This is a genomic window from Pseudomonas sp. RW407 (genome assembly GCF_003176655.1).
GTDB lineage: Bacteria > Pseudomonadota > Gammaproteobacteria > Pseudomonadales > Pseudomonadaceae > Pseudomonas > Pseudomonas delhiensis.
Map to the genome: position 1 here is coordinate 1,152,662 of NZ_QGSL01000106.1, position 10,109 is coordinate 1,162,770.

Here is a 10,109-nt window from a genome sequence, read left to right on the forward strand (position 1 = left end):
TCAGCGCGCGCCTGCCCGGCACCGACGCGCTGCGCCAGGCGGCGTCCGCCTGGGCCCATAGCGACGGCGTCACCTGGGTGTTCATCGGCAAGACCCTGCTCACCGCCTTCCTCGCCCTGTGGCTGGCCTACCGCCTGGAACTGCCGCAGCCCAACACCGTGCTGGTCAGCGCCTTCATCGTGCTGCAGCCGCAGAGCGGGCAGGTCCTGGCCAAGAGCTTCTACCGCATCCTCGGCACCCTGGCCGGGCTCACGGTGATGGTCACCTTCATCGCCCTGTTCGCCCAGGAGCGGGTGCTGTTTTTGCTCTGCGTGTCGATCTGGGTCGGCCTGTGCACCGCTGGCGCCGCGCGCTACCGCGACTTCCGCGCCTATGCCTGCCTGCTGGCCGGCTACACCGCGGTGATGATCGGCATTCCCGCCACCCTGCATCCCGAGGGCGCCTTCATGGCGGCATTGTGGCGGGTGCTGGAGATCACCCTGGGCATCTTCTGCACCGGCCTGGTCAGTGCCCTGGTGCTGCCGCAGACCAGCAGCGCGGCGCTGCGCAACGCCCTGGACACGCGCTTCGGCGACTTCGCCGGGCTGGCCGCCGCGGGCCTTGAGGGCACCCTCGACCATGCCCGCTTCGAGCAGGCCGCCGCGCGCATCGCCGCCGAGGCCGTGGGCCTGGAGAACCTGCGCAACGTCACCGCCTTCGAAGACCCGCACATGCGCCTGCGCAGCGGCCGCCTGGCGCGCCTGAACAGCGAGTTCATGCAGCTGACCACGCGCTTCCACGCCCTGCAGCGCCTGCTCGACCGCCTGCGCGAACGCCAGGCCGCCGCCGTGCTGGAAGTGCTGATGCCGTGCCTGGTCGAGGTCGGCGGCCTGCTCGCCGGCTGGCATGGCCGGCCGCTGCGCGACGCCGACGCGGCCTTCCTCGCCGCGCAGCTGGAGCACTGCCGCCAGCAACTGATGCCGCAGATCCGCGAGGCCCGCGCCAGGCTCGCCCACGCCTGCCCGCGGGAGGCCGACCAACTGGATTTCGAGACCGCCGCCGAGCTGCTGTTCCGCTTCGCCGGCGACCTCCACGACTACGCCCAGACCCACGCCTCCCTGGCCGCCCACAGGCACGCCCGCGAGCAGTGGAAGGAGCGCTTCACGCCCAAGGCCAACGCCGTGGCCGCGGCGGTCGCCGGGCTGCGCTGCGCGCTGCTGGTGATCGTCGGCGGGGTGTTCTGGATCGAGACCTCGTGGGTCAGCGGCGCCACCTTCACCCTCACCTCGGTGCTGATCGCCGCGCTGTCGTCGGCCTCGCCCAACCCCAAGCGCCTGTCGCTGCAGCTGACCCTCGGCACCCTGCTGGGCGCCACCCTGGGCTTCGTCCTCACCTTCCGCGTGCTGCCGCACCTGGATGGCTTCCCGCTGCTGTGCATGGTGCTGGCGCCGGTGTTCGCCCTCGGCGCCTTCCTCATCACCCGACCGCAGTGGAGCGGCTACGGCGTGGGCCTGCTGGTGTGGTTCTGCATCGCCTCGCTGCCGGCCAACCTGGCGCGCTACGACGCCTACACCTTCATCAACGAGTACCTGGCCATGCTGCTGTCCATGGGCATGGCGGTGGTGGCGGCCATGGTGATCCTGCCGCCGAACCGCCCCTGGCTGTGGGAGCGCCTGGAAGCCGAGCTGCGCATGCGCGTGGTGCACACCATCAGCGACCCGCTGAAGGGCCTGTCGGCCGGCTTCGAGAGCGGCACCCGCGACCTGCTCAACCAGGCCTACGGCCTGGCCAGCGGCCGCCCCGACGTGCAGCGCCGGCTGCTGCGCTGGATGTTCCAGGTGCAGGAGGTGGGCCTGGCGATCATCGAACTGCGCCGCGAGCAGGCGCGGCTGCCCGACGAGCCCTGGTACGCCGAGCACTTGCCCTGGCGCCGCGCCATCCGCGCCATGGGCCGGGCGCTGATCCGCCTGTTCATCCAGCCCAGCGAGCACAACCGCCTGCGCGCCCTGGCGGCGGTGGAACACGCCATCCACAGCACCCGCACCACCCAGGAACCGCGCCCGCCGCACTTCGGCACCTCGCCACTGCGGCGCATGTGCAGCTACCTGCACTTCATCCGCACCTCGCTGCTCGACCCCAGCTCGCCGCTACGCGAGACGTCGCGGGGTTGAGGAAGCCGCGCGCCGTGCCCCACCTGTAGGAGCGCGCCCTGCGCGCGAATCGCGGACAGAGTCCGCTCCTACGGTTCCAGGAAGCACGGTCGTAGGAGCAACTGTCTTGCGGCCCGCGCCGAAATGCTCTTCGTAGGAGCGAGCTTGCTCGCGAATAAACCCCGCTGCGGAGTCCGTTCGCGAGCAAGCTCGCTCCTACAGGTTGCCGGAAGGCGTGGCATTTCCCTGTAGGAGCGGACCTTGTCCGCGATTGGATTCACCCGCCACGCCGGACACCCCGATGGCACGGCCAACGGCGGATAACCGCGAACGGTTATTCGCCCTACGCCAAGGTCGGCCGTTGCGTAGGGCGCATAACGCCCCAGGCGTTATCCGCCGCCTGACCTTGGCCGCCAGCCCGCTCGGTTCCGAACCTGGCATCGCCGCCCCGACACAACCGATCCCGTCGCGCCCCGACCAACGGCCCACCCCCCAGGCGACGACCTGCGCCTTCCCGTAATAAATGTGTGGCTATGCTTGGGCCCATGGACATCCGGATCGAACAGACCGATGGTGATCCGCCCACATGGAAGGTCTTCCTGGGGACGTTCTTCATCGTATGCACCAGTGAAGACGAAGCCTCCGCCTGCGCCGAGGCCGCGCACCGCTACGCCAGCGCCAACCCGGCCATCCACTGCGACCTGCCCAGCCCGCCGGCGGCCGTGGCGCCCCTGCGCGCCGGCTGTTGCCCACCCAGCGGCGCCGAGCTGGAGGCCTGGGAACTGCGCTGGCCGGAGCGCTACCTGGGCACCTGAGCGCCGCGACCGAATCACCGCCCACAGCGATCACCCGCCTATACCCGCCTATACCTGCCTCCTGGCTGGGCGCAGGCGGTTTTCCGACAGCGCCGCATCGCCCCCGCCGTAGCCGACTTCCGTAATTGCGCCGAGCACTGTGGGACTTGACCCCCGGGCTTCGCAGCGTGAGCCAGCGGTCAAGTTCTGCGCGCCGCGCCACACCTAAGCTCGCCCCTTCGTGCCGCTGGACGAGGCCTTGCCGTGCACCGGCCGCACCCACCACAAGAACACCAAGGGGGAGCACCACCCATGCAGACTCGAACCGGCGGCTGGACCGCCCAGCAGCGCTGGCGCATCCAGATCTTCGCCATCACCTGGCTGGCCTACGCGGCCTTCTACTTCACCCGCAAGGCCTTCTCCGTGGCCAAGCTGGGTATCGGCGAAGACCCGGGCTTCGTCCTCGACAAGGCGGCGATGGCCGACCTGGATGCCCTCTACCTCGCCGCCTATGCCGTGGGCCAGTTCGTCTGGGGCAGCTTCGCCGACCGCTACGGCCCGCGCGTGGTGGTGGGCGTAGGGCTGTTCGTCTCGGCCCTGGCGGCGCTGGCCATGGGCACCTTCGCCACCCTGCCGATCTTCGCCACCTGCATGGTCGTCCAGGGCCTGGCGCAGTCCACCGGCTGGTCGGGGCTGTGCAAGAACATGGGCTGCTTCTTCTCCACCGGCGAGCGCGGCCGCGCCATGGGCTACTGGAGCACCTGCTACGCCTTCGGCGGCCTGGTGGCCACGCCCTTCGTCGGCTGGTGCGCCTACCGGCTCACCGACGACTGGCAGGTGGCCTTCCTTTCCGCCGCCGGCGTGGTGCTGGTGGTGGGCTGCCTGTTCCTGCTGCTGCAGCGCAACCGCCCGGAAGACGTCGGCCTGCCGCCGCTGGAAGACCGGCACGAACCGCCGGCGCAAGCCGACGGCGGCCTGTGGGACGCGCTGCGCCAGGTGCTGCGCAACCGCACCGTGCTGGTCCTGGGGCTGGCCTACTTCCTGCTCAAGCCGGCCCGCTACGCCATCCTGTTCTGGGGCCCGGTGATCATCTACGAGCGCATGCCGGAGATCGGCAAGGTCGCCGCGGCCATCGTCCCCACCGCCTTCGAGATGGCCGGCCTGCTCGGGCCCATCCTCATCGGCCTGGCCTCGGACCGGCTGTTCGGCGCCCGGCGCATGCCCGCCTGCGTGCTCAGCCTGCTGGCGCTGGCGGTGTGCCTGGCGCTGTTCGTGCCGGTGCTGCTGAGCGGCAACCTGTACCTGGTGGTGGGGTTGCTGTTCCTGATGGGCGTGACCCTCTACGGCCCCGACTCGATGATCAGCGGCGCCGCCGCCATCGACTTCGGCACCCGCCGGGCCGCCGGCACCGCCACCGGTTTCGTCAACGGCTGCGGTTCGGTGGGGGCGATCCTCGGCGGCCTGCTGCCCGGCTACTTCGACACCCTCTCGGTGTTCGTCCTCTTCACCGGCACCGCCCTGGCGGCCTGCCTGCTGCTGGTGCCGTTCTGGTACAGCGTCCCGCAGGGCCAGGCCGGCACCGTACCCGCCAGCGGCCTGCAGGCGCGCTGAGCCGCCAGCGCCGACACGCCGGGCCGCGGGGCGGCCCGGCCAGCATTCCCGAGCACACTAAGGAGCAGGCCCATGGCCCTCGCACTCTTCGACCTGGACGACACCCTCATCGACGGCGACTGCGCCAGCCTGTGGAGCCGGCACATGGCCGACCTGGGCTGGGTGGACGGCGATGTCTTCGTCCACCACGACCAGGCGCTCATGGCCCTCTACGCCCGGGGCGAACTGGCGATGGAGGACTACATGGCCTTCACCCTGGCACCGCTGGCGGGGCGCACGCCCGAAGCCGTCGCCGCGGCGGTGGAACCCTTCGTCACCGACGTCATAGGCCCGCGCATCCGCTTCGACGCCCTGGGCTGCCTGAACCACCACCGCCAGGCCGGCGACCGCCTGCTGGTCATCTCCGCCTCGGCGCACTTCCTGGTCGCCAGCATCGCCGCCCGGCTGGGCGTCAGCGAAGTCCTGGCCATCGACCTGGAGCAGAGCGACGGGACCTACAGCGGCCACACCCGGGGCACCCTGACCTATCGCGCGGGCAAGATCGCCCGCCTGCGGACCTGGCTGCAGGCGCAGGGCGAAAGCCTGATCGGCGCCCACTTCTACTCCGATTCGCGCAACGACCTGCCGCTGCTCTCCCTGGTGGAGAACCCCCGCGCGGTCAACCCCGATCCGGCCCTGCGCAGCCACGCCGAAGCCTTCGGCTGGCCGATCCTCGACTGGCGCTGACGCGCCCGCCGGGCAAAAAGAAGCCGCCCGCAGGCGGCTCGGAAAGTGGGCGCGGGCACGCCACACTGTGGGAACGGGGTTTCGGCGATCAGCGCGCCGCCCAGGCGTTGAAGCGCTGCTCCAGCTGTTCGCCGTGGTCGGCCCAGAAGGCGGCGTTCATCTGCACCTGGTTGGCCAGGTTGGCCGCGTCGGTGGGCATGTCGCGGCGCCGGGCCTCATCCACCTGGCCGACCGCGGCGGTGTTCACCGGGCCGTAGGCGATCTGCTGGGCGTAGGCCTTCTGCTGCTCGGTCTGCAGCACGAACTCGATGAACCGGCGGCCTTCCTCGGCGCGCCTGGCGCCCTTGGGAATGGTGAAGGCGTCCATGTCGTAGATGCCGCCGTTCCAGACGATGCGCAGGTTGCTCTCGTTCTGCACGGCGGCGATCCGGCCGTTGTACACCGAGCTCATCACCACGTCGCCCGAGACCAGGTACTGCGGCGGCTGGGCGCCGGCCTCCCACCACTGGATGCTCGGCTTGATCTGGTCGAGCTTGCGGAAGGCGCGGTCCTGGCCTTCCTTGGTGGCCAGGACGGCATAGACGTCCTTCGGCGCCACGCCATCGGCCATCAGCGCGAACTCCAGGGTGTACATGGCGCCCTTGCGCAGGCCGCGCTTGCCCGGGTACTTCTGCAGGTCCCAGAAGTCGGCCCAGCTGGTGGGCGCGGTCTTCAGCTTGTCGGCGTTGTAGGCCAGCACCGTGGACCACACGAAGAAGCCCACGCCGCATGGCTGCACCGCGCCTTCGAGCAACTGCGGGGCGAGCTTGGCGATGGCCGGGTCCTCGCCGATCTCCTCCAGCAGGCCCTCGTCGCAGGCGCGGGCCAGCTCCGGCATCTCCATCTCCACCACGTCCCAGGACACGCTGCCGGTGTCCACCTGCACCTTCACCTTGGCCATTTCGCCGTTGAACTCGTCGGCGATCACCCGGCTGCCGGCCTGGGCCGCATAGGGCTCGTAGAAGGCCTTGACCTGGGCGGCCTTGTTGGCGCCGCCGTGGGACACCACGGTGATGTCGGCATGGGCCTGGCCGGCGAGGCAGGCGAGGGCGAGGGTGATGGCGCTGCTCAGGGACTTGTGCATTGTTGTTCTCCGTCGAGTCGGTGAGGGCTGGCGATTGGCGATTAGTCTCGGCGCGCCGCGCGGCGCCGGACAATCAGACGGAACAACGATTCGGCCGGGGCCGCTCGTACCTCCGTACGGGGCGCCGCGCCCTGGCGCGACAGGCGGGCGGCATTGGTGTCATCCTTGCCCGCGCGCCACCTCCACCTGCCGCCGGAAGCCGCCCCATGCCGTTCTGCATCCAAGACATCCTCGACGACAGCGCCCTGCGCACCCGCCTGCTGGCCGGCGCGGAAAACACCGCGCGGCGCCTGCGCTGGGCCCACGTGTGCGAGCTGGCCGACCCCACCGAATGGCTGGGCGAGGGCGACCTGCTGATGACCACCGGCATCGGCATACCGGCCCAGCCCGAGGCCCAGCGCGCCTACCTGGAGCGGCTGGCGGCGGCGCGCCTGGCCGGGCTGATGATCGGCGAGAACATGCAGGCCCCGGCCGACCTCGGCGCCCTGCAGGAGGCCGCCCAGCGCCTGGGCTTCCCCCTGCTGATGACGCACTACTCGGTGCCGTTCTCGGCGGTCACCCGGGCCATCCTCGACGCCGGCAAGCAGGAGGAATACGAACGCCGCAGCGCCGTCACGCGCATCTACGAAAGCGCGCGCATGGGCCTGCGCGGCCTAGGCCCGGACGCCCTGCTCAAGCGCCTGGCGGCGGACGTGCGGGCGCGCCTGTACCTGTTCGACGCGGCCAGCCTGGAGCCCTGGCAGGAAGGCCTGGAACCGCTGCCCGAAGCCTGGCGCCAGGCCCTGGGCGAGCGGCGCGGCGGCGGTGCCTCGGTGAACCGCTACCTGGCCGGCGAGGAAGAGGCATTGGTGATGGCGCTGCCGTCCCTGGCCGCCTGCGAACTGCTGGCCAGCGGCGGCGAACTGCTCGACTACGGCCTGCTGCACCACGTGACGGCGGTGCTGGGCATCGAGCTGGAGCGCCTGCAGGTGGAGCACGAGCGCCTGCTGCGGCAGGGTTCTGAACTGCTCGACGATCTATTGCAGCAACGCCTGAGCGAACGCCCGGCGCAGGAACGCCTGGCCGCCCTCGACTGCCCGGTGGAACAGGCCACCCTGGCCGTGGCGCGGCCCGCCGGGCCGCTGCCCGAACGCTGGGCGCAACGCCTGCGCCGGCACGGGGTGAACCTGCTGCTGCGCAACCAGGGCGAGGAACTCATCCTGCTGCTGGCCCGCGGCGAATCCGCCGAGGCGCTGCAGCAGGCGCTGGGCTGCCCGCTCGGCCTGGGCAACCCGCTGGGCCACGCCGGCCGCGCCCCGGAGGCATTGCGTGAGGCCCGCCTGGCGCTGGCCCACGCCTCCGCGCAGCGGCCGCTGGCGCGCTACGCCGAGGCGCAGAGCGAACAATCCTGGCTGCCCGCCAGCCTGGAGGACGCGGCGCGGGTGCACCGCCGCGTGCTCGGCGCGCTGGCAGACTACGACCAGCAGCAGGGCGCGCAGCTGGAGCACACCCTGCTGGTGTTCCTGGAGCAGAACCGCTCCTGGCAGAAGGCCGCCCAGCGCCTCAACGTGCACAAGCAGACGCTGGTCTACCGCATCCGCCGCATCGAAGAGATCACCGGCCGCTCGCTGGATTCCACCGAAGACGTCGCGGTGCTCTGGATCGCCCTGCGCGCGGCGCAGATCGCCGGCTTCAGGGAATGATCACGAAGCTCTTGCGCACCGTCTCGCGCACGTCCCAGGTGCCCTGGCAGTTCGCCGGGAACAGCACCGCGTCGCCCGGGCGCAGCTCGATCGGCTCGCCGCCGTCGGGCTCGAAGAAGCAGTGCCCGCTGATGAAATGGCTGAACTCGCGTTCCAGCACCTGGCGGCGGAAGCGCCCCGGCGTGCATTCCCAGACGCCGGCGAGCAGCCCGCCGGGGCCCTCCACGGCGTGGGTGGCGGCCTCGGCCAGCGGCGTGCCGACGGGCACCTTGGCCGGCACGGCGGCGGGCAGGGCGAGGCTGGCGGTGGCGGTCAGGCGGATGGGTTGGTTCATGGCGTACTCCTGCGGTCAGAGGCTCTTGTCTTCCAGGCCAGCCGGGGCCAGGGTGCTCAGCGCACGGTCCAGCCAGCCCGGTTGTTCGTCGTCGGCCTCGCGGGCCTCCTTGCGCTGCACCGCGCCGCGCACCAGCAGGCCGCCCAGGTAGCGCAGCGGCTCGGGCGGGAAGCGCCTGGGCTGGCGGCCCACCAGGCCGCAGCGGCTCCACTCGTCGTCGCGGCCCAGCGCCAGGCTGGCGAGGATGCGCCCGCCGAGGCGGCTGGGGCCCACCCCATTCCCACTCCAGCCGATGCCATAGAAGATGTGCGGCGCGTCCTGCAGGTGGCCGAACACCGGCAGGCTGTCGTAGGTGCGGTCGATGGGCCCGCACCAGCTGTGGGTGATGGGCACGTCGTGCAACTGCGGGTAGGTGCGGCGGAAGTCCGCCTCGGTATCGCGGCTGAGCTGCGCATCGTCGTCGAAACCCTCGTCGATGCGGCTGGCGAAACTGATCATCCCGGTACCCTTGCCGAAGGCGATGCGCCCGTCGCGGGTGGTGCGGTAGTAGTCCACCATCAACTGCGAATCGGTGACGGCCTCGCCGCCGGTCCAGCCGATCCACTTCAGGCGGTCGGGAATGGGCGCGGTGGCGACAACGGTGCTGGTCACCGGCAGGATGGTCCGGCGCAGCTCGGGAATCTGCGCGGCCCAGGCATTGGTGGCCAGCACCACGCGGCCCGCGGTCACGGTACCGCCCGGCGTGCGCAGCAGGGCAGGGGCGCTGCGCTGGAAGTCCTCCACCTGCGTGTTCTCGAAAATCCGCACGCCCTTCTCCAGGGCCACCCGGCGCAGCCCACGGGCCAGCCGCGCCGGCTGCACGGTGGCGTTGCTGGCCTCCAGCACCCCCTCCAGGTGCCGCGGCGAACCGGCACGGCGCGCCACCTCGGCATCGGCCAGCGGCTCGAACACCGCCTCGCCCAGGCGCTCGCAGGTGCGCTGCACATCCTTCCAGGCGCCGCGCTGAGCATTGCTGGTGGCGGTCCACAGCCAGCCGCCACGGCGGAAATGCGCATCGATGCCATGGGCCTCGCAGAACTCGCCGATTTCGCCAATGGCCGCCGCCGAAGCCCGCGCCAGGCGCAGCGCTTCCTCCCTGCCGCACTGCGCGGCCAGGGAACTGATCTTCGGCCACCAGGACATCACGAACCCGCCATTGCGCCCCGAAGCCCCGCCGCCGCAGATATCCCGCTCGAGAATGGCGATGCGGCACCGCGGCTCCAGCTCCAGCAGGCGCAACGCCGTCCACAACCCGACGAAGCCGCCGCCGACGATGGCCACGTCCACCGTGATGTCTTCCCGCAACGGCGCGGTGGGCGCAAGTTCGTCGGCGATTTCCTGAAGCCAGAGGGAGCGTTTCATGGGGGCGTTGTCCGTGGGTGAACTGTCGATACCCCACTGTCGCCCCGACGAGGAAGGCGAACAATCGTGCAATCCACGCAATCCACCACACCCGCCTCATACGAAAATATGAGCCACCCCACCCGCCCTTCACGCTCTTCGTAGGAGCGAGCTTGCTCGCGAACCTGACTGACGCCGTGCCAAGCCGGAAGCGCTGTTCGCGAGAACGACAAGGCATCAGGACGGCTCAGCACTCCCCCTCGCGCCGAACAACCCCCTCTCCCGCTTGCGGGAGAGGGCCGGGGAGAGGGAACAGCATCACCCCCAAAC

At 70.8% G+C, this 10,109-nt stretch carries 8 protein-coding genes; 5 read left to right on the forward strand and 3 right to left on the reverse strand.

The features are described from left to right. The 4 genes from DK254_RS21960 to DK254_RS21975 all read left to right on the forward strand — a co-directional run. Positions 1–2,150, forward strand: a 2,150-nt coding sequence (locus DK254_RS21960; RefSeq protein ID WP_371921172.1) for an FUSC family protein, incomplete at its 5' end; no start/stop codon positions are given. A 524-nt stretch (positions 2,151–2,674) separates the two neighbouring features. Further along, positions 2,675–2,944 (forward strand): hypothetical protein, encoded by a 270-nt coding sequence (locus tag DK254_RS21965; protein WP_109935463.1) that lies wholly within the window; start codon positions 2,675–2,677, stop codon positions 2,942–2,944. Between the two features lie 291 nt (positions 2,945–3,235). Beyond that, positions 3,236–4,534 carry an MFS transporter gene (locus DK254_RS21970; RefSeq protein WP_109935464.1) on the forward strand — a complete coding sequence of 433 codons (1,299 nt, stop codon included), beginning with the start codon at positions 3,236–3,238 and terminating at the stop codon, positions 4,532–4,534. 72 nt (positions 4,535–4,606) lie between these two features. After that, complete coding sequence (locus tag DK254_RS21975) at positions 4,607–5,260, forward strand: HAD family phosphatase (RefSeq protein WP_109935465.1); 654 nt, start codon at positions 4,607–4,609, stop codon at positions 5,258–5,260. 88 nt (positions 5,261–5,348) lie between these two features. Here DK254_RS21975 and DK254_RS21980 read toward each other — a convergent pair whose 3' ends face one another. Continuing rightward, positions 5,349–6,383, reverse strand: a complete 1,035-nt coding sequence (locus DK254_RS21980; RefSeq protein WP_109935466.1) for an ABC transporter substrate-binding protein — start codon at positions 6,381–6,383, stop codon at positions 5,349–5,351. Between the two features lie 206 nt (positions 6,384–6,589). On the opposite strand from DK254_RS21980, the gene DK254_RS21985 reads away from it, so the two are divergent. After that, entirely contained in the window at positions 6,590–8,065 is a 1,476-nt protein-coding gene (locus DK254_RS21985) for a PucR family transcriptional regulator ligand-binding domain-containing protein (RefSeq protein ID WP_109935467.1), read from the forward strand. Here DK254_RS21985 and DK254_RS21990 read toward each other — a convergent pair. Further along, on the reverse strand, positions 8,055–8,399 hold the full coding sequence (locus DK254_RS21990; RefSeq protein ID WP_109935468.1) for a cupin domain-containing protein: 345 nt from the start codon (positions 8,397–8,399) through the stop codon (positions 8,055–8,057). The genes DK254_RS21985 and DK254_RS21990 overlap by 11 nt on opposite strands. A gap of 15 nt (positions 8,400–8,414) precedes the next feature. Then, positions 8,415–9,800, reverse strand: coding sequence for an FAD-binding oxidoreductase (locus DK254_RS21995; protein WP_109935469.1), 1,386 nt, complete (start codon positions 9,798–9,800; stop codon positions 8,415–8,417). Positions 9,801–10,109 lie beyond the last annotated feature (309 nt).